This window comes from Salinispora pacifica CNR114, assembly GCF_000514775.1.
Taxonomy (GTDB): Bacteria; Actinomycetota; Actinomycetes; order Mycobacteriales; family Micromonosporaceae; genus Micromonospora; species Micromonospora pacifica.
In genome coordinates, this window is sequence record NZ_AZWO01000036.1 from 1 (window position 1) to 21,776 (window position 21,776).

At 74.1% G+C, this 21,776-nt stretch carries 8 protein-coding genes and 3 pseudogenes; all 11 read left to right on the plus strand.

Annotated features, from left to right (window positions below):
* Nucleotides 1–456: transposase (locus B118_RS0119830; protein WP_028193295.1), on the plus strand; the 456-nt coding region annotated here is incomplete at its 5' end.
* 235 nt (nucleotides 457–691) lie between these two features.
* Nucleotides 692–901 carry an MbtH family protein gene (locus B118_RS0119835; protein WP_026185846.1) on the plus strand — a complete coding sequence of 70 codons (210 nt, stop codon included), beginning with the start codon at nucleotides 692–694 and terminating at the stop codon, nucleotides 899–901.
* Nucleotides 823–2,532 (plus strand): annotated as a pseudogene (locus B118_RS33705) (condensation domain-containing protein); the annotation flags it as partial. The gene B118_RS0119835 and the pseudogene B118_RS33705, both read left to right, overlap by 79 nt.
* Before the next feature lie 267 nt (nucleotides 2,533–2,799).
* Nucleotides 2,800–6,465 (plus strand): annotated as a pseudogene (locus B118_RS33710) (amino acid adenylation domain-containing protein); the annotation flags it as partial.
* A 333-nt stretch (nucleotides 6,466–6,798) separates the two neighbouring features.
* Nucleotides 6,799–7,287, plus strand: a pseudogene (locus tag B118_RS33715) (lantibiotic dehydratase); the annotation flags it as partial.
* The gene (locus B118_RS0119850; RefSeq protein WP_018223627.1) at nucleotides 7,284–10,538 is read left to right on the plus strand and encodes a non-ribosomal peptide synthetase; all 3,255 of its coding nucleotides are present in this window, start codon (nucleotides 7,284–7,286) and stop codon (nucleotides 10,536–10,538) included. The pseudogene B118_RS33715 and the gene B118_RS0119850, both read left to right, overlap by 4 nt.
* On the plus strand, nucleotides 10,535–11,890 hold the full coding sequence (locus B118_RS0119855; RefSeq protein ID WP_018223628.1) for an FAD-dependent oxidoreductase: 1,356 nt from the start codon (nucleotides 10,535–10,537) through the stop codon (nucleotides 11,888–11,890). Before B118_RS0119850 ends, B118_RS0119855 begins: the two co-directional genes overlap by 4 nt.
* Before the next feature lie 5 nt (nucleotides 11,891–11,895).
* The gene (locus B118_RS0119860; RefSeq protein WP_018223629.1) at nucleotides 11,896–12,630 is read left to right on the plus strand and encodes a DUF6875 domain-containing protein; all 735 of its coding nucleotides are present in this window, start codon (nucleotides 11,896–11,898) and stop codon (nucleotides 12,628–12,630) included.
* Nucleotides 12,627–15,941, plus strand: coding sequence for a non-ribosomal peptide synthetase (locus B118_RS0119865; RefSeq protein WP_028193296.1), 3,315 nt, complete (start codon nucleotides 12,627–12,629; stop codon nucleotides 15,939–15,941). The genes B118_RS0119860 and B118_RS0119865 overlap by 4 nt, the downstream gene beginning before the upstream one ends.
* 35 nt (nucleotides 15,942–15,976) lie before the next feature.
* Nucleotides 15,977–20,431, plus strand: coding sequence for a non-ribosomal peptide synthetase (locus tag B118_RS0119870; protein WP_050573252.1), 4,455 nt, complete (start codon nucleotides 15,977–15,979; stop codon nucleotides 20,429–20,431).
* Nucleotides 20,424–21,773 carry an MFS transporter gene (locus B118_RS0119875; protein ID WP_018223632.1) on the plus strand — a complete coding sequence of 450 codons (1,350 nt, stop codon included), beginning with the start codon at nucleotides 20,424–20,426 and terminating at the stop codon, nucleotides 21,771–21,773. The genes B118_RS0119870 and B118_RS0119875 overlap by 8 nt, the downstream gene beginning before the upstream one ends.
* Nucleotides 21,774–21,776: the final 3 nt, after the last annotated feature.

A 21,776-nucleotide genomic window follows, 5' to 3' on the forward strand; every position in this document is an offset into this window, starting at 1 on the left:
CTGCGGGACTGGCTCACCATCAACCGCACCCGACCCGCCCCTGCCGCCGCAATCCAGGTGCCGTCGGCCCGGCGGATCACCGCCTGGATCATGCGACCCGGCCACAAACTCACCGACGACGACCACGCCAATCTCGCCGACGCCCGCAGACTCTGCCCGGACCTCGACACCGTCGCCAGCCTCGCCCGCGGGTTCGCCGCCCTGGTCCGCCACCAAGGCACCGGGCAGCACCTCGACGCCTGGATCAACCGCGCCCGCCACGCCGGATACCCCGAAATCCGCGGCTTCGCCGCCGGTCTTGTCGGCGACCGCGACGCCGTCGTCGCCGGCCTCACCCAACCTTGGAGTTCAGGTCCAGTCGAGGGCCAGATCAACCGCATCAAGACGATCAAGCGGCAGATGTATGGCCGGGCGAACCTCGACCTCCTGCGCAAACGCGTCCTGACCAACTCGTGAGCCACCACCACGATCAATCACAAAATATGTGCCAGAGCCGAAAAAATGACCCCGGGTGTGAGAATTCACCTCGAACGTCCGTCGGTTTGGTTCTGGCGTACCCCCTGCGCGCGGTCCGGCTATTGTCGATGAGCAAACGGACAAGACAATGACGCCGATCGGTCAACGCCGACCGGCCGAACCGAGGGTATATTGGTCGGTCTAACTTGTGGCTACAGCGCCTTGGAGAGTGTCGATGGAAGAGCCTGGGGACCGGCGCCGCTATCACGTGGTGCTCAACGATGAGGAGCAGTACTCGATTTGGCCGATCGGCTCGGAGATTCCGGCCGGATGGCGTCCGGCGGGCTTCGACGGCGATCGGGCCAGATGCCTCGCGCATATCGACGAGATCTGGACCGACCTGCGCCCGCGCAGCCTGCGGGAGTGGCTGGCCGTGCAGGGCTGACCGCCACCGCACCACCGACGACCGCGGACGCACCGGGAGAACCGGTACGTCCGCGGTCGTTTTGCCTGCCCAGGTGGCGGGCGACGGTGCCGCTGGCGGTCCCTGCGCGTGCCGGGACGCCCCGTCGCGCCCGCCGCCCGTCTCCTCCGAGGGGCGACGAGCCCTCCTGCGCGCCGGTGTCCTGGTCAGCCGCGCGACCGGCGGGTGTCGTCGCTGTGGGATCGGTGGAGGTATCGGCGGAAGACACAACCTTCTGCCCACTGATCTGGCTATCGGTGGGGGCGGGAGCCGATTTACCATTGCCTCGGAAATATCCTATTAGTTCATCGGATGCGGGCTACCCGTCGGCGAGTCGGACCGGACATTCCGACCGGTTGACAGATCCGAATTGCTCTCGTAATTTTTGGTTAGCTATCCCCGGCCCAGTTAATTCCGCACATCGCGGCAACGGGGCGCCGGGAATTCGATCCTCCCTGCTTACCGACTGTTCCAGAGGTTTTTATGTCCGGTGTGCCGGACACGAAGGAGTCAATGTGCCGGCAACGCCCTTCGATGCCGCCGTCGATCCGGACAGCCGCTACGACACGGTGACGTTGCAGCCCGGCATGCTGTTCACCCGGGAACACCAGCCCCGCTCGGGTGTCGACATCCTCCAGGTCGTCGTCGACTGGCCCGTGCCGCTGGACCCGACCGCCATGCGAACCGCCTGGCAACACGCCGCCGCGCGCCACCCGGTGCTGCGTACCGCCTTCGTCTGGTCCCCGAACGGCGACCTCGCGCAGGAGGTCCGCCCGGCGGTTACCCTGCCGGTGGCGCACCACGACTGGTCCGCTGCTCCGTCCACCGGCCACGCCGAGCGGCTCGCCCGATTCCTCGCCGACGACCGCGCCGCCGGCTTCGACCCCTCGATCGCCCCACTCGCCCGGGTCGCCCTGCTCACCCACGGGCCGGACCGGCACACCCTGGCGGTCACCCTGCACCATGCCATCCTCGATGGACGGTCGGTCCACATGCTGCTCGGCGAGGTCTTCACCGACCACGACGCGCTCCGGACCGGTCGGCCGTACGACCCGCCGGGGCGACGACCGTTCCGCGACTACGCGGTCTGGGTCGCGCGGCGCCCGCTCACCGGAGACCAGCGCTTCTGGACCCGCCGGCTGGCCGGCGTGCCCCTGCCGACCCCGGTGCCGCGGGACCGGGCGCCGGACGACCTGCCCCGCGGGGTGGACACGGTCGGCGAACGGGTCCGGACGCTCACCCCGGAGGCCACCGCGGCCGTCCACGAGGCGGCCCGGACCGTCGGCGTCCCGGTCGGCACGCTGGTCACCGCGGCCTGGTCCATGCTGCTGCACCGCCACACCGGACTCACCGAGGTCGTCTTCGGTCACACCCGCAGCTGCCGGAGAGCCACCGTGGACGGCGCCGAGGAGATGCTCGGCCTGCTGATCAACACGGTGCCGTTGCGTACCGACGTCGACCCGCGTCGGTCGGTCCGGGACTGGCTTCTCGACGTGCGCCGGCAGGTCGACGAGATCCGCCCGCACCAGCTCGCCCCCCTGCCCCGGATCCAGCAGTGGAGCGGAGTGCCGGCCAGCATTCCGATCTTCGACTCCCTCCTCATGTACGAGCGCCGCGACCTGCAGACCATGCTGAGCCGTACGGTGCCCGGCTGGGGCTCTCGGGTCGCCCGCGTCCACCGGCACCCGGGTCCGATGGTCACCCTCTGCGTCTACGGCGAACCGGTGCTGAAGGCCCTGCTCTACCACGACCGACGCCGGCTCAGCGGGGCCGGCGCGGAGGCGGTGCTGCGTCACTTCGCGGTGATCCTCACCGGACTGGCCGACGGGCTCGACCGGCCGGTCACCGCGCTGCCCCTGCTCGACGCCGCCGACCGGGCCATGTTGGCCGGCTTCCGCGCCGTCGGCGATCCGGTGCCGTCCGGGGCGTACCCGGTGGACGCGACCGTGCCGGACCTCGTCGCCGCCGTGGTCCGGCGGCAACCCGACGCGGTGGCGGTGGTCGGCGCCGACGGGGTCAGCCTCACTTACCGGGAGTTGGCCGGCCGGGCCGACGCCCTCGCCCGTCGTCTCGTCGCCTGGGGTGTGCGCCGGGACGAGCCGGTGGCGGTGGCCCTGCCCCGCTCGGTGGAGCTGGTCGTCACCCTGCTCGCCGTGCTCAGGGCCGGTGGCGGATACCTGCCACTCGACCCCACCGACCCGCCGGCGCGGACCCGGCAGCTGCTCGCCGCCGCCGGGGATCCGCCGGTGCTGGCCACCGCCGAGGTTCCCGGCGCGACCCGGCTGTTCCGCCTGGACGACCCCGACGCCGGCACGCCGGCGGGCGTCGCGGTACGGCGACCGCACCCCACCGGGCTCGCCTACGTCAGCTTCACCTCCGGTTCGACCGGCACCCCGAAGGGTGTCGCCGTCACCCACTCCGCCGTGGTTCGCCTGGTTCACCGGCCCGGCTACCTGCGACTGGGTCCGGCCGAGACGGTCCTTCACCTCGCCCCGGCCGCCTTCGACGCGGCCACCCTGGAGATCTGGGGTGCCCTGACCTCCGGTGCGCGGCTCGTGGTCGCCCCGCCCGGTACGCCGGACCTCGTCGAGCTGGCCCGGTTGCTCCGCCGGGAGAAGATCACCGTGCTCTGGTTGACCGCCGGGCTCTTCCACCAGCTGGTGGAGTTCGACCCGGACTGCCTCACCGACGTCGGGCAACTCCTCGCTGGCGGGGACGTGCTCGCCCCGGAGGCGGTCCGCCGGGCCCTGCGGGTTCGTGGCGGTGCGGTCCTGGTCAACGGGTACGGACCAACCGAGAACACCACCTTCACCTGCGTGCACCCGATGACCGACCCGGCAGCCGTGCCGGACCCGGTGCCGATCGGTCGGCCGGTGCCCCGCACCACGGTGTACGTCCTCGACCCGGCGGGCCGGCCGGTGCCGGTCGGGGTGCCCGGTGAACTCCACACCGGCGGCGCAGGAGTCGCCCGGGGCTACCTCGGACATCCGGCGGCGACGGCCGCGGCGTTCGTCCCCGACCCGTTCGACCCCCGTCCGGGTGCCCGGATGTACCGCACCGGTGACCGGGTCCGATGGCGGCCGGACGGCACTCTCGACTTCCTCGGCCGCATCGACGAGCAGGTGAAGATCCGCGGCTTCCGGGTCGAGCCGGGAGAGGTCGCCGCGGTGCTGCGGACCCACCCCGCCGTCTCCGACGCCGCCGTCCTGGTCGACGGGGCGGGAGAGCGGCGCCGGCTGCTGGCGTACCTGACCTCCCGCCCCGACGTAACGGCTCCGACCCCGCCGGACCTGGCCCGGTACGCGGCTGACCGGCTTCCAGTCCACCTCCGGCCGGCCGCCCACCTGGTCCTGCCGACCCTGCCGCTGACCCGCAGCGGCAAGATCGACCGGCGGGCACTGCCCCTGCCGGACCAGCCGGCGGCCCATCCGGTCGCCGACCTGACCGACCCGGTCCAGGTGCGCCTGGCCGCCCTCTGGGCCGACCTGCTCGGCACCGCCCCGTCCACCCCGGACGACGACTTCTTCGTGCTGGGCGGGAACTCGCTGCTCGCCACCCGGCTGACCTTCGTCGTCGCCGACCGGTTCGGCGTCGAGCTGCCGGTGCGGGTCGTCTACGACCACCCGACCCTCGCCGGGCTGGCCGGGCTGCTCGGCAAGCGGGCCACCGGGGTGCGACCGGCGAGCCCCGGGGTGACCCGCCGGGATCGGGCCGGTTACCGGTCGTCACCCACCGACCCGGCCGTCGACCTCACCCGGTCGCACCTGGTCCGGCCGGTCGACGGGCCCTGGGCGCTGTGGCGCTGGGTAGGCCTGCGCGCGGCCGGCTTCCCGCTGCGGACGCTGACCGCCCTCGGTGACCTGGAACTGGTCCAGGCCGCCGACGCGGTGCTGGCCGCCGAACAGTGGCTCACCGAGGCCCGCCGGGACCTCGCCGAGGCGCTGCGCCGGGCCCGCATGGCCAGCCCACCCGGCGAGCGCGCCCGGTGGAACCGGGCGGTCCGGCAGGTGCGCCGGGACGGCCCGCCGGACCCGCTGCCGCCGGAGGCCGCCACGGTCGGCGGGGGCGCGCTGCTCCAGGCCGACACCGCCCTGCGGGTCGCCCACTCCGCGCGGGAGGCCGCGCTCGCCGCCTACCGGCAGGTCTACGGCGACGCCGGCGCGCGACGCACCGCGGCGTTGCGTGCCGCCGCCACCGATCCGCTCTTCCGGGCCGCCGTGACCTGGCAGAACCGGCATGCGCTGTGCACCGGGGTGGACCCCCTCCGCGCCGCCGCTCCTGGTGCCACCGACTCGCGGCACCGGCAGCACGAGGCGCTCGTCGCCACCTACCTCCAGCGGTACTGCGCCAAGAACGACACCATCGGCTTCTTCGGCCCGGTCGGGTGGGCCCGGATCGACGACGGCGTGCCCGCGCTGACCGTCCGGCACGGCCCCGCGGCGCTCGCCAGCCGGACCGTCCACTTCGAGAACTGGGCGATCGTCGAGACGGCCGAGGCGCTCACCACCCGCGACCCGGGGCTGCGCCCCTGGTTGGTGCCCCGGCGGATGCCCTTCCTCGCCCTCGTCGGCGACGAGTTGCACGTGCCGCTGACCGCACCGGTGCCTCTCCCCCCGGTGACCGCCCGACTTCTGCGCGCCTGTGACGGCACCCGACCGGCCGGAGCGATCACCGCCGAACTGGTCGCCGATCCGAGCAGCGGGATCACCGACCCCGACCAGGTCCACCGGCTGCTCGCGGAACTTCGGGACGCCCGCCGGATCACCTGGTCGCTGGAGGTGCCGAGGGAGGACCTGCACCCGGAACGCGCCCTGCGCGCCCGCCTCGCGGCCGTCACCGACCCGGCGGTACGCGAACCGGCGCTGGCCGCCCTCGACGAGTTGGACCGGGCCCGGGACGCGGTCGCCGTGGCCGCCGGGGACGCCGACCGGCTGGGCGCGGCGGTCGAGGCGTTGGAGGAGCGGTTCAGTGCCCTCACCGGTCAGTCGCCCAACCGCCGGGCCGGCATGGTGTACGCCGGGCGGACCCTGGTCTACGAGGAGTGCGCCTCGGGCACCGACGTGACCCTCTCCACCGACCTCACCGCGACCCTCTGGCCGGCGCTGAGCCTGCTGTTGGAGAGTGCCCGCTGGTTCACCTCCGCCGGGGCGGCGCTGTTCCGGCGGGCCGCGACGCAGCGGTACCGGGAACTGGTCGCCCGCACCGGCGCGGCGACCGTTCCGTTCGCCGACTTCTGGCTCTGGGCCAACGACCTGCTCTTCGACCCGCCGGAGAAATTGATCGCCCCGGTCGTGCGGGGATTGCAGGACCGCTGGGCGCGGATCCTGCCCGACCCGGTCGACCACCGGATCACCGCCACCTCGGACGAGCTTCGGCAGCGGGTCGCCGCCGCGTTCGCCGCGCCCCGGCCGGGCTGGGTCGGCGCGTACCAGCACAGCCCGGACGTGCTTCTCGCCGCCGCCGGGCCGGAGGCGGTCGCCAGCGGCGACTTTCACTGGGTGGTCGGCGAGGTGCACCCGGGGGTGAACACGCTCCGCGCGGCGCTCTTCGTCGGCCAGCACCCCGTGCCGCGGGAACTGCGGGCGGCGATCACCGCCGACCTGCCGCACGGCCGGATCGCCCTCGCCGCGACCGGGGAGGTGGGTGGCGCATCGTCCCGGCTGGCCGACGCGCTCGTCACCGACCGGGACGTCCGACTGGTCTTCGGCCATGACAGCTGCGGCCTCGACCCGGCCACGTCGCTGCCGATCGGTGACTGCGTCCTCGGCCCGGTCGACGGCGTGCTGACCGTGAGCAGCCGGGACGGACGCTACCGGCTGCCGCTGGCCGAGGTGCTCGCCGAGCCGCTGATGCTGCACCTGGTGCAGCGCTTCGACCTTCGCCGCCCCGCCGACCACCAGCCCCGGATCACCGTCGATCGGGTGGTGCTGGCCCGGGAGAGCTGGCGTTTCGCCGCGGCGGAACTGGACTTCGCCACGCTGACCGACGAGGGCGAGCGGTTCCGGCGGCTCCGGCGGTGGCAGCAGGAGCACGGGTTGCCCCGGCACCTCTTCGTGAAGACCCCGGTGGAGGCGAAACCGTTCCACCTCGACCTCGCCAGCCTCGCCTCGGTGGACGTCCTCGCCCGCGCGGTCCGTCGTACCGTCGCCGACGACCCGGCGGCCACGCTGCGGTGCAGCGAGATGCTGCCCGGCCCGGAACACGCCTGGCTGACCGACGCCCAGGGGCAGCGCCACACCGCGGAACTGCGGCTCGTCGCCGTCGACACGCGTACGCCCGGAGCCGTCGACGCCGCGTCAACCGGCCCCGAGACCCCGGCCGCCGACCGGCGGCCGGCCCCTCCACACCGTAACCAGGCGGGGGTATGAACACCGAAACCTATATCGTGCCGTCGTCGTTCACCCAGCGTCGACTGTGGATGCTCGACCAGATGGCCCCGGGGGCGGTGACCTACCACATCGCCTGGGCGGTCGAGCTGACCGGACAACTCGACGTGCCCGCGCTGGAGGCCACCCTCAGCTGGCTGGTCGAGCGGCACGAGACCCTGCGCACCCACTTCACCGCGGTCGACGGGGATCCCGCCCAGGTGGTCGTCCCGGCCGCGCCGGTCCACCTGCCGGTGGTCGACGCCGGTCCCGGTGGGGCCTGGCGGGATCTGGTCGATGTCGCCGCCCGGGAGCCGTTCAACCTGGCGACCGGCCCGCTGGCCCGATTCGGCCTGGTCCGCCGGGACGCCGGGGCGCACGTGCTCGTCGTCGTGGTGCACCACGGCGTCGCCGACGGCTGGTCGTTCGGGATCCTCTTCCGCGAGCTGGCCACCGGCTACGCGGCGGCGGTGGCCGGCGCCCGCCCCGCCCTGCCCGCACCCGAGGTGCAGTACGCGGACTTCGCGGTCTGGCAACGGGAGGAGGCCGACCGGGGCGCGTTCGACGCCGACGTGGACTTCTGGCACGCCGAACTGGCCGGCGCGCCCACCCTGCTCGACCTGCCCGCCGACCGGCCTCGCCCGGCCGAGCAGTCCGACGCCGGGGCCGAGGTGGTCTTCGACGTTCCGGACGAGCTGACCCGACGGCTGCGGGCCGGCCGGGACGGCACCCTCTTCACCCGACTCCTGGCCGGCTTCCAGATCCTCCTGCACCGGGCCACCGGCGCCGACGAACTGCTGGTGGCGGTCCCGGTGTCCGGGCGGACCCGGCCCGAGACCCGGGACGTGGTGGGCTTCTTCGCCAACACCCTCGCCCTGCGGGCCGGTTTCGCCGACCAACCGTCCTTCGCGGGCGTCCACGCGCGGGCCCGCGCCTCGGCCACCGCCGCGCAGGCCCGCCAGGACGTCCCCTACGACCGGATCGTGGATCGGCTCGCCCCCACCCGCAGTCTCGCCCACTCCCCGGTGGCGCAGGTGATGTTCGCCCTCGACGAGCCAACCCCGGACGTCACCTCGGCCGGGCTGCGGATCGCCCCCCGCCTCTGGGAGAACGGCACGGTCAAGTTCGACCTGACGCTCACCGTGGAGGACCGTCCGGCCGGGCTGCGCGGTCGGATCACCTACCGCACCGACCTCTACGACGAGATCCGGATCCGCCACCTCGCACAGCGGTACCTCACCCTGCTCACCGCCGCCCTCGACCGGCCCGGCACACCCGTCGGCGAGTTGCCCCTGCTCGACCCTGCCGAACGCGAGCGGATCCTGCGCGACGGCAACGACACCGAGCTGCCGCTGCCCGACGTAGCCGGAGTCGGCGAACTGCTCGACCGGTTTCCGCCGGCCGATCCGGACGCGGTCGCGGTCGCCGGCCCGGACGGGTCCCTGCGCCACCACGACCTAACCGCCCGCGCCAATCGCCTCGCCCACCTGTTGCGCGCCCACGGTGTCGGCCCGGACGTGGCGGTCGGGCTCTGCGTGGGTCGGGGCACCGAACTGGTGGCGGCGCTTCTCGCCGTCTGGCGGGCCGGCGGGGGATACCTGCCGCTGGACCCGACGCTGCCGCCGGCCCGGCTCGCCGGCATGCTCGCCGACGCGGCCCCGCCGGTGCTTCTCACCGACGCCGCCGGGGCGGCCCTCGTCGCCGACGCCGTCGCGACGGCCGGCACCACCCCGGTGGTGCTCCGCGTCGACCAGCTCGACCCGACCGGCCCGTCGAGCGACCCGCCGCCGGTCACCGGCCACCCGGACGGGCTCGCCTACCTGCTCTACACCTCCGGCTCCACCGGAGTGCCCAAGGGCGTGGCGGTCAGCCATCGCGCGGTGGTCAACCTCCTCCTCGGCTGCCACCGGCTGTTCGGGCTCACCTCCGCCGACCGGGTCGCGGCGATCACCACCCCGGCCTTCGACATTTCGCTGGTCGAGCTGGTGCTGCCGTTGCTGGCCGGGGCCCGGATCGAGGTCCTCGATGCGGAGACCGCGCGGGACGCCGCCGCGCTCCGCGCCGCCTGCGTCGACCGGGGCGTCACGGTGCTCCAGGCCACGCCGGCGACGTGGCGGATGGTGGTCACGTCGGCCGGCGTACCGGCGGGGGTTCGCCTGCGGATCAGCGGCGGCGAGGCGCTGCCCCGCGACCTGGCCGACGCGCTGCGCGTCGACGGCGCCCGGGTGGTCAACGCATACGGTCCGTCGGAGACCACCGTCTACTCCTCGGTCGGCGCGGTCGGCGACTCCGTCCCGGTCGACCTGGGCGGCCCGGTCGCCAACACCCGGATCCACCTGCTCGACCCCGCGGGCGAGCCGGTCCCCGAGGGCGTGGTCGGAGAGATCCACATCGGCGGCGCCGGGGTGGCGCGCGGCTACCACGGCCGCCCCGGCCCCACCGCCGCCCGGTTCCGGCCCGACCCGTTCGGCCCGCGCCCCGGCGGCCGGCTCTACGCCACCGGCGATCTGGCCCGCCGGCTGCCCGACGGACGACTCGACTACCTGGGCCGCGCCGACCAGCAGGTCAAGGTCCGGGGATTCCGGATCGAACTGGGCGAGATCGAGGCGGCGCTGCGCGACCATCCGGCCGTCCGGGAGGCCGCAGTGACCACCTGGGGCGCGGGGGCCGACGTGCGGATCGCCGCCTACGCGGTCACCGATCCGCCCGGCGCCGAGGCGGCGTCGATCTGGCCGGCGGTCCGGGCCGACCTGGCCCGTCGGCTGCCCGACTACATGGTGCCGGCGACCCTGGTCCTGCTCGGCGCGCTGCCCCGCACTACGAGCGGCAAACTGGACCGGCGGGTGCTGCCCGAGCCGACCTGGCGGGAAACCACCGGCAACGGGCCGACCGCACCCCGCACCCGCACCGAGGAGCAGCTCGTCGGGCTCTGGCGCGACGTGCTCGGCCGCACCGAGGTTGGCGTGCACGACAACTTCTTCGCCCTCGGCGGCCACTCGCTCACCGCGACCCGGCTGATCGCCCGCATCCGTGCCACCTTCGGCGTCGACCTGGCGCTGCGCAGCCTCTTCGCCGCGCCCACCGTCGCCGAACTCGCCGTCGAGGTCGGCAACACCGCGGGGACCCCCGCCGGGCCGGATCGGACCGGGCCGGTCGGCCCGACGCCGCAGGACCTACTCGCCTCGCTCGACGACCTATCCGACAGCGAGGTCGACGAACTCCTGGACACCCTGATCGCCGAGGAGGGTGCGTGACCGAGCGCAGAGAACGTGTGGTCGTCGTCGGGGCCGGTCTGGCCGGTTCCCTCGCCGCCCTGCACCTCGCCCGTCGGGGCTACGAGGTGCGGGTCCACGAGCGACGTCCCGACCCCCGCTCGGCACTGGCCGGCCCGGGTGGGCGATCGATAAACCTGGGGCTGTCCGCCCGGGGCATGCGGGCGCTGGACGGGGTGGGTCTCCTCGACGACGTGCTCAAGCAGAGCGTGCCGATGCGCGGCCGGGTGGTGCACTCGCCGGACGGCACCGTCCGCTTCCAGCCCTACGGGGTACGCGAGCACGAGATCCTCCACTCGGTGCTCCGCGAGGAACTGATCTCGCGGGTGGTGGACGCCGCCGAGGCCGAACCGGGTGTCCGGTTCCACTTCGGCAGCCGGATGGTGCACCTGGACCGGGAGACCGCCACGGTGCGGGTCGCGCCGACCGGTGGCGGCGAGCCGGCCATGGTCCGCGCCGACCTGGTCGTCGGCGCGGACGGGGTCTTCTCCGCCGTCCGGCAACAGATGCAGCACGGCCTCCGCGCCGACTACGCCCAGGAGTTCCTCCCCTGGGGCTACAAGGAGCTGACGATCCCGGTCGGCGACGACGGCCGCCCCCGGGTACGGCTGGAAGCCCTGCACGTCTGGCCCGGCCACGAGGGGCTGATGGTCGCCCACCCCAATCGGGACGGCTCGCTGACCTGCTCGCTTTTCATGGCCCACGAGGGGCCGGTGAGCTTCGCCGCCCTCGACACCCCGACGGCGGTGGTGGACTTCTTCCGCCGGCACTTCCCCGACGCGGAGGACCTGATGCCCGACCTGGCCCGCCAGGTGGCCGACCACCCCGTCGGCCACCTGGTGACCGTCCGCACCGCCCCCTGGCGGCACGCCGACCGGGTGGTGTTGATCGGTGACGCCGCCCACGCCGTCTACCCGTTCTACGGACAGGGCATGAATTCGGCCTTCGAGGACTGCGCGGTCCTCGACCGCTGCCTCGCCGAGCACCCCGACCGGGCCTCCGCGCTCGCCGCGTTCGAGGCGGCCCGCAAGCCGCACACCGACGTGCTCGCCGACCTCTCCGCGGCGAACTTCGAGGACCTGCGGGGCCGGGTGCACCGGCTCGGGTACACGATCGCCGCCGCCGCCGACCGGACCCTCGCCCGGCTGCTGCCGGGTCGGTGGGTGCCGCTGTACGCGATGGTCGCGCACACCACCGCCCCGTACGCCGACGCGTTGGCCCGGGCCGACCGGCAGGACCGCATCCTGCGGGGCGCCGGTGCCGGTCTCGTCCTGGCTGCCGCTCTCGCCGCCACCACGCTGCGCGCGGGCCGGCGTCGGTCCGCCGGGCGGTGAGTGGGTTGTTGACCCAGCCGCACTTCCCCGAGCAGATCCTCTTCACCGATCCCGACCTGCACGCTGAGCCGTTGCACCCGCTGCTGACCGGGATCGTCGACCAGTTGCGGGCGGTGGTCGACTGGGCCCGCGAGTACCTCTGCGAACCCCACCCGGAACTGGGCCGCAAGGGCCCGGTTTGTCCCTTCGTCCAGGGCTCCCTGGACCGGGACACGTTCTATCTGGCGGTGCACCGGGGGGACACCGTCGACGAGGCCGGCCTGGACGAGGTGCTCGCCGTCTACCGGGACTGGTTCCGCCGTCTGGAACCGCTTGCCGGTCTACCCGCCCAGTTCAAGACGATCCTGCTCACCCTCCCCGACCTCCCGCCCGACGTGGCCCGGGAGGCCGTGGACCGGACGCAGGCGCGGCTCAAGCCGGACTACACCGAGCAGGGGTTGATGCTCGGCGAGTTCCACGACGGCCCGCCGGCCAAGGGCGGTCTGTGGAACACCGCGTTCCGGCCGCTGCGCGGCCCGGTGCCGATGCTGGTGGTCCGGCACATGGTCGCCAGTGACCTGCCGTTCCTCGCCGATGACCCGGTGACCCTCGCCGGCTACCTGCGGCACTTCGGGCAGAACGGCCCGGCGTCGCTGCGCCGGCAGGTCGCGGTGGCGGCCCAGCGGCACGGCCTTCCGATACCCGGAATCTCCACCGACGTCCAGATTCTGCACGACACCACGAACCAGGGGGTTCGATGACGACCGCCGACTCCACCGCGTCCGCCGCCGGCGGCAAGCGGGCCCTGCTGGCCAGACTGCTCACCGAACGGGCCCGGGCGGTCCGCAGCCACCCGGCCTCCTTCGGCCAGCAGCGGTTGTGGTTCCTGGACCGGCTCACCGGCGGGGTGCCGGTCTACAACATTCCGGTCGCCTACCGGGTGCACGGCCCGCTGGATGTCGCGGCGCTGCGCACCGCGCTGACCACGATCGTCAACCGGCACGGGGCGCTGCGCACCACGTTCGACGAGTCCGGCGGGGAACCGGTGCAGGTGGTCCGGCCCACCGGCGAGGTGGACCTCACCGAGGTCGACCTGACCAGCCTCCCGGCGGATCGGCGCGACGCCGAGGCCACCCGGCTCGTCTGGGAACAGTCCGGGCAGCCGTTCGACCTGGCCGGGGGCCCGCTGATGCGGGTGCAGGTGGTCCGGACCGGGGCGGACCGCCACCACCTGGCGTTCTGCGTCCACCACATCGTCTTCGATGCCTGGTCGATCGGGGTGCTCTTCGGGGAGTTGGAGGTCGCGTACGCCGCCGTGTCGACCGGCACCCCCGCCCACCTGCCCGACCTGCCCACCCAGTACGCCGACTTCGCCGTCTGGCAGCGCGACCGGCTGGCCGGCGACGCCCTGCGCCGGCAACTCGACTACTGGGTGGAACACCTGCGTGGGGCACCGGCCCTGCTCAGTCTCCCCACCGACCGGCCCCGCCCGCCCGTCCGCTCATATTGGGGCGCCTGTCACTACTTCACCGTCCCGGCGTCGGTCACCGCGCGCGTCGAGGAGTTCAACCGGGACAACGGGGTCACCTTGTTCATGACCCTGCTCGCCGCCTTCCAGGCCGTCCTGTCCCGACACAGCGGGCAGGACGACATCGTGGTCGGCACTCCGGTCGCCGGCCGGGAGCACCCCGACCTGGAGCGGCTGGCCGGGTTCTTCGTGAACACTCTCGCGCTGCGGGTGTCGTCCGCCGGCCGCCCGTCCCTGCGGCAACTCGTCGCGCGGGTGCGGGAGGCCACCCTGGTCGGCCTCGGCAACGCGGAGGTGCCCTTCGAGAGGGTGGTCGAGGAACTGCAACCCGACCGCAGCATGTCCCACGCGCCGATCTTCCAGGCCCAGCTCATCCTGCATAACGCCCCGAACACCGCCTTCCGGCTCACCGGCTGCACCGTCGCCTCCTTGGAGGTCGACAGCGGCACCGCCAAATTCGATCTCACCCTGGCCGCCGAGACGGCCTCCGACGGCACCCTGCGGCTGGCACTGGAGTACGACACCGACCTGTTCGACGCGTCCACGATCGACCGCCTGGCCCAGCACCTGGGCACTCTGCTGGAGGCGGGGGTCGCCGACCCGGATCTCGCCCTGGCCCGGATCCCGCTGCTGAGCGGGGTGGAGCGGTGGCGTGCCGTGGTCGAGTGGAACCAGACGGACCGGGGCGCACCGCCGGTCGCCACCGTCCTGGACCTGCTCCCCACCGATCCCGTCGAGCCCGGCGACCGGCCAGCCGTCACCGGCGAGGACGGGCAGGTGGACCGGGCCGGGCTGCACCGGCGGGCAGGACAGATCACCCGCCGGCTGCTCGGCGCCGGTGTCGCCCCGGACACCCCGGTCGGCTTCTGCCTGGACCGCGGCGTCGACATGGTCGCGGCCGTGCTCGGCGTCTGGCGGGCCGGGGCCGGCTACCTGCCGCTGGACCCCGGCCTTCCCCCGGAGCGACTGCGCCACATGCTCGTCGACTCCGGCACCCGCGTCGTCCTCACGCAACGGGCGGTCCACGCGCGCCTCGGCGCGGTGCTGGACGGCTCGGTGACGGTGCTCCTCGACGACGACACGGATGATCCGGCCCCCGACGAACCGATCCCGACGGTGCCGTCGCACCCGGACGGGTTGGCGTACCTCATCTACACCTCCGGCTCGACCGGCCGGCCGAAGGGGGTGGCGGTCCCGCACCGCTGCGTGGTCAACCTCGTCGCCTCCTTCCACGACGACCTGGACCTGACGCCCGGGGACCGGTTCGCCGCGGTCACCACCCTGTCGTTCGACATCTCGGTGCTGGAGCTGCTGGTGCCGCTGCTGCTGGACGTTCCGCTGCTGGTCGTCGGTGCCGACGAGGTGGGCGACGGCCCGGCGCTGCGCCGTCGCCTGAACGACGCGGGGATCACCGCCATGCAGGCGACCCCGGCGACCTGGCGGCTGCTGCTGGCCTCCGGCGGCGTACCGACGGCGTTGCGGACTCGACTCTGCGGCGGTGAGGCCCTGCCCCGGGACCTCGCCGACGCCCTGCTGTCCGACGGCGCGACGCTGTGGAACTGCTACGGGCCCACCGAGACCACCGTCTGGTCCGCGGCCACCGTCGTGCCACCCGCCCCGGCCGCGGTGGACCTCGGCGCGCCGATCGCCAACACCCGCATCTACCTGCTCGACGACGCCCGCCAGCCGGTGCCGGTGGGCGTGGTGGGCGAGGTCCATATCGGTGGTTCCGGGGTGGTCCGGGGATACCACGGCCGGCCCGGCCTGACCGCCGGCCGGTTCGTTCCCGACCCGTTCGCCGACCAGCCGGGCGCCCGGCTCTACGCCACCGGTGACCTGGCCCGGCAACGCACCGACGGCCGGCTGGAATTCCTCGGCCGCGTCGATCACCAGGTCAAGGTGCGGGGTTTCCGGATCGAGCTGGGCGAGATCGAGGCCCTGCTGCGCAGCCACGACCTGGTCGCGGACGCGGTGGTCAGCACCTGGGCCGGTGGCGACGGCGACACCCGACTGGTGGCGTACGCCGTGCCCGCGCCCGGCGTCGACCCGGAGTCCCTCGCCGACCGGGTCCGACCCGGACTCGCCGGCCGGCTGCCCGAGTACATGCTGCCCGCCGCCCTGGTGCCGCTGGCCGCGTTGCCCCTCAACGGCAACGGCAAGGTCGACCGGAGTGCCCTTCCCGCCGTCCGGTGGACCGACCGGCGAGCGGAGCGGGTCGCCCCCCGCGACGCGCTGGAGAAGGTGCTCGCCGGGATCTGGGCGGAGGTGCTGCGGGTCGAGGGGATCGGCGTGCACGACGACTTCTTCCGCCTCGGTGGGCATTCGCTGCTCGGCGCGCAGGCGCTGAGCCGGATCGGCACCGCGCTGGAGATGGAGGTGCCGATCCGGGTCCTCTTCGAGGCACCGACGATCGCCGCGCTGGCCGGCGTGCTGCGCGCCACCGAACCGGTCGCCGGTCAGGTCGACGCCGTCGCCGCCCTCCGGCACGAGGTGGCCGACCTCTCCGACGAGGATCTGCGGGCGCTGCTGGGTGGCCAGGAGTGACCGGCGCCGACCGGGAGCGCCTGATCCGGGAGCTGATGGCCCGCCGGGGGCTCGCCGGCGGGGCCCGGCCCGCCGGCATCCCCCGGCGGGCACCGGGCACCCGGGTGCCGCTCTCTCCGATGCAGGAGGGTATGTGGTTCCTCGACCGGCTCCAGCCGGGCAACCCGGCGTACGTGCTCAACCAGGCGGTCCGGATCACCGGCCGGTTGGATCTCGCCGCGTTGCAGTCCGCGCTGGACGAGGTCGTCGCCGCGCACGACGCGCTGCGCACAACGTTCGTGGAGCGCGACGGGGAGGTGGAGCAGGTCGTCCTGCCCGCCGCCGACCCGTCCGCCCGGTGCGTACTCGCCGTGGAGGACCTGACCGCGGTGGCACCCGCCGGCCGTGAGGCGGCGGTCGCCGTCGCCGTCCACCGGGAGAGCGAAACCCCCTTCGACCTGAGCCGGGCACCCCTGGTCCGGGTCCGGGTGGGCCGGCTGGCCGCCGACGAGCACCTGTTGGTGGTCAGCCTGCACCACATCGTCGCCGACGAGCAGTCCGTCGGCATCGTGCTCACCGGCCTTCTCGACGGTCACCACCGCCGTCTCTCCGGGGTGGCCGCGCCGCCGGCTCCTCCGGCCGCGCAGTTCCCGGACTACGTGCTGTGGCAACAGGACCGGTCGGCCGGGACCGCCGCCGACGAACTGCGGAGGTTCTGGGCCGACCGACTGGCCGGCTCCTCCGGTCTGCTCGACCTCCCGACCGACCGGCCGCGACCGGCCGTGCAGACCTTCCCCGGCCGCACCCACGGCTTCGACATAGGCGATGATCTGGTCGCGTCACTCGACGCCCTGGGGCGGCGGACCGGCTGCACCCGCTTCATGATTCTGCTTGCCGGCCTCCAGGTGCTGCTGGCCCGCCTCGGCGACACCGACGATGTGTGTGTGGCCTCCCCGGTGACGTTGCGCGCCGACGTCGAACAGCAGCGGATGGTCGGCCTGCTGGTGAACAGTCTGCCGTTGCGCACCGACCTCTCCGGGGACCCGACCCTGACCGAGGCGCTGACCCGGGTCCGGGCCACCTGCGTGGAATCCCTGGCCCACGCCGCGTTGCCCTTCGAACGGATCGTCGAGACCGTCCGGCTGCCCCGCGACGCCAGCCGCAACCCGCTCTTCCAGGTGATGCTGGTCCTGAACCAGGCCGGCGTCGCCGGTCCACGGGCCGGTCTCGCCGTCCGCCCGGTGCCGGTCCGCCGGGAGACCTCCCGCCTGGACCTCACCGTGGCGGTGCACGAGTCCCCGGCCGGACTCGGCGGCCTGGTCGACTACAACACCGACCTCTTCGACCAGGTGACCATCGACCGGTTCGTCGACCGGTTCCGCTCCGTGCTGTCGGCGCTGGCTGCCCGGTCGCACGTCCGCCTTTCCACGGTGGAGCTGACCGGTCCCGCCGAGCGGCACGACCTGGCCGCCTGGAACGCCACTGACCGGGCGTACCCGGACGGGGTGGGGCTGCACGATCTGGTCGGCGCGCGGGCGGCGGCCGACCCGGACGCGCCCGCGCTGCTGGACATCAGCCCGGAGGGGCCGGCCCGGCCGGTGCTGACCTACGGCCAACTGGACGCCGGCGCCGACCGGCTCGCCGCCCACCTGCGCCGCGTCGGCGTCGGCCCCGACCAGCCGGTCGGGCTCGCGCTGGCCGCCGGCCGCGCCGCCGTCACCGGCCTGCTGGCGATCCTCAAGGCCGGCGCCGGATACCTGCCACTGGACCCCACCCACCCGCCGGCCCGGCTGCGCGCCTTGCTCGCCGCCGCGGGCACCGCGGTCTGCCTCACCGACTCCGACCTCGCCGCCACCCTGGCCGGTGCGCCGGACGAGGGCGGCGACCGGCCGTACGCCGGCAGACTCCTCGCCGTCGACGCCGACGGCCAACGGGTCGACGCCGGTGGGGCCGGGGACCCGTCCCCGGTGGAACCCCGGCCGGTCCACCCGGACCAACTCGCCTACGTCATCCACACCTCCGGCTCCACCGGCACGCCCAAGGGGGTGATGGTCAGCCACCGCACCGCCGTCAACCTGGCGCTGGCGTTCGCCGACCTGCACGGCATCGCCCCCGGTGACCGGCTGCTCATGCTGCCCCCGCTGAGCTTCGACGCCTCCGTCGGCGACATCCTTCCGGCGCTGGTCAGCGGGGCCACGCTCGTGGTGCACCGGCAGCCGGCCGCGATCACCGGGGCGGGCCTGACCGCGCTGTGCCGGGAGCACGGCCTCACCCTGGTCGACACCGCCGCGCCGCTCTGGGCACGCTGGGTCGGTGACCTCGCAGCCCGGACCGGCGTGGTCGACGTCGGCCCGCTTCGCGCCATGATGGTCGGCGGGGAGGCCGTCGACCTGGAGACCGTCCGCCGCTGGGCCGGGCTCACCGCCGGCCGGGTCACCCTGCACAACCACTACGGGCCGACCGAGGCGACCGTCTGCGCCACCACGTACGCCACCGTGGACGCCGGTGAACTGCCCGGCCTGACCCGGTTGCCGATCGGCCGACCGGTGCCGAACGTGCGGGTGCACGTCCTCGACGCCCACCAGCGGCCGGTGCCGATCGGGCTGGGCGGCGAGGTGTACGTCGGCGGCACCGCCCCCGCCCGGGGCTACCTCGGCAACCCCGCCGAGACCGCCGCCCGGTTCGTGCCCGACCCGTACGGCCCACCCGGGGCGCGGCTCTACCGCACCGGTGACCTGGCCCGGCACCGCGCCGACGGCACCCTCGAATTCCTCGGCCGCACCGACCAGCAGGTCAAGATCCGGGGCCACCGGATCGAGATCGGCGAGGTCGAGGCGGCCTGCGCCACCCTGCCCGGGGTACGCCGTACCGCCGTCGTCGTCGACCACGCCCCGGCCGGCCCCCGGCTCGTCGCCTACCTGGTCGGCGACGACACCACCCCGGACGGGCCGGCGGCGCGGATCGCGTTGCGCCGCCGGATGCCGGAACACCTCGTGCCCGCCTCCTTCGTCCGGGTGCCCGACCTGCCCACCAACCGGCACGGCAAGCTCGACCTGGCCGCCCTGCCCCTGCCCGGCGAGACCGGCCGGCCGGCGCACGAAGCACCGGCCACCCCGACCGAGAAGACACTCGCCGACATCTGGGCCGAGCTGCTCGACACCGGCCCGGTCGGGCGGCACGACAACTTCTTCGACCTAGGCGGACACTCGCTGCTCGCGGCGACCGTGGCGACCCGGATCCGGGCCGCGCTCGGGGTGGAGTTGCCACTGCGGGAAGTTTTCTCCACCGCCGACCTGGCCGGTCTCGCCGCCGTCCTCGACGGCGGCGCTCCCACGTCGCGCAGCGGCGGTGACCTGCTCCGCGCCGAGGCCCGTCTTCCCGAGGACCTGTCCGTACCCCCCGGGACGCCGGTCTCGCCGCCCCGCACGGTGCTCTGCACCGGGGCGACCGGCTTCCTCGGGGCGTATCTGCTTGCCGACTGGCTCGCCGCGAGCACCGCCACCATGCACTGCCTGGTCCGCGCCGACACACCGGTCGCCGCCATCAACCGGGTCCGCGCCAACCTCCACCGGTACGGACTCTGGCGACCGGAGTACGCCGACCGCGTTGTCGGTGTCCCCGGTGACCTCGGGGCACCCCGCCTCGGCCTGACCGGTGTGGCCTTCGCCGAGCTGGGCGAACGGCTGGACGCGATCGTGCACAACGGAGGCGTGGTCAACTTTGTCCAGCCATACCCGGTGCTGCGTCCGGCCAACGTCGGCGGCACCCGGGAGGTGCTCCGGTTGGCCACCGCCGGCGGCCCGAGCGCGGTGCACTTCGTCTCCACCCTCGGGGTGTTCGTCACCCCGTCCCGCACCGGCACCCTGGTCCGCGAGGGCGACGTCCCGGACGAATGCGACGGCCTCCACGACGGCTACAACGCCAGCAAGTGGGTGGCCGACGCGCTGGTCCGCGCCGCCCGGGAACGGGGACTGCCGGTCAGCGTGCACCGCCCGGCCCGGATCACCGGCGACGCCGGCAGCGGCGTCGGCAACACCGACGACTTCTTCAGCCGGCTGCTGAAAACCTGCGTGCAGCTCGGTGCCGTACCGGAGATCGACGACCCGGCCGATCTCGCGCCGGTCGACTACGTCGGGGCCGGCATCGGGCACCTGACCCGGACCGGTTCCACCGGAGACCACCACTACTACAACAACCGGACCATCTCGTACCCCGCCCTGGCCGCCGCGCTCGCCAGCTTCGGCTACCCGGTGACGGTGGTGGCGTACCCCCGTTGGCGGGCGGCCCTGCTGGACCGCCCGGACGCCGCGCTGGCCCATTTCGCCCCGCTCCTCGGCGCGGACACCCCGGTCCGGACGCAGCCGGACTTCGACTGCGCCGGCACCGAGGCGGTGCTCGCGGCGGCCGGGGTCACCTGCCCGGCAGCCGACGAGCGGATGGTGCACACCTACCTGGCGGCGTTCGTGGCCGCCGGCTTTCTCGACCCACCGCCCGGGCGGCCCCGTGGATGACCGTGCGACACCCACCGCCCGGTGGGCGGCGATCTGGTTCGGGCAGCTCGTGTCGCTCGTCGGATCGAGCCTCACCGGGTTCGTCCTCGGTGTCTGGGTCTACCAGCGCACCGGCTCGGTCACCCAGTTCGCGTTGATCTTCCTCGCCGCGACGCTGCCGGCGGTGCTGTTCGCGCCCGTCGCCGGCGCGCTCGCGGACCGCCGGGACCGCCGCCGTTTGATGGTGGCCGCCGACACCGTCGCCGCCGCTGGCACGGCGGCGCTCGCCGCGCTGGTTGCCGCCGACGCCCTCGCGGTCTGGCACATCTACCTCGCCACCGCGGTGAGCGCCGCCGCGTCCACCGTGCACCAGGTCGCCTACCAGGCGATGACCCCGGCGTTGGTCGGCAAGCGTCACCTGGGCCGGTTCAACGGGTTGATGCAGATCTCCCGGGCCGTGCAGATCGCCGCCCCGCTGATCGCCGGGGTGCTGGTGGTGACCATCGGGATCGGCGGGGTCATGGCGATCGACCTGGGCACCTTCGTGGTCGCGGCCTCGACTCTGCTGCTGGTCCGGCTCCCCGCCGAGGTGGCCCGCCCCGCCCGATCCGGTCCCGCCGAGGCGGTGCTGCGGGGAGCCACCGCCGGGTGGCGGTACCTGCGGCAACGGCGCGGCCTGCTCCAGCTCATGATGGTTTTCGGCGTGTACAACTTCCTCTTCGGACTCGCCGGGGTGCTGGTCCAGCCGCTGATCCTGTCGTTCACCACGGCGGACACCCTCGGTGTGCTGATGTTCGCCGGGGGCGCCGGTCTATTCGCCGGCAGCCTCGTGATGGGAGCGTGGGGCGGGCCGACCCGCCGGGTCACCGCTGTCTGCGGTGGACTCGCCGCCGGGGGAGTGGCCCTCGTCCTGCACGCCGCGTCCCCCTCCGCCTGGCTGATCGGCGTGGTCGCCCCGCTGTTCCTCTTCACCCTGCCGATCGTGAACAGCTCCACCATGACCCTGATCCAGACCAAGACCGAACCGGCGCTGCTGGGCCGGGTGCTGGCCACCGCCCGGGTGATCGGTGACGCCAGCGTGCCGCTGGCGTACGTGCTGGCCGGGCCGGTCGCCGACGGCGTCTTCGAGCCGCTGCTGCGTCCCGGCGGGGCGCTCGCCGACTCGGTGGGCCGGGTGGTCGGCACCGGGGACGGCCGGGGGATCGCGCTGCTCTTCGCGGTCACCGGGGTGGCGATGGTGCTCCTCGCCGCGCTCGCCTGGACCCGGCCGGCGCTGCGCTGCGCCGACGCCCTGCCCGACGCCCTGCCCGACGACACTCCGGACCCCGAGACCGCCCCGGCCGACAGTCGACCAGCCACGTGAAGG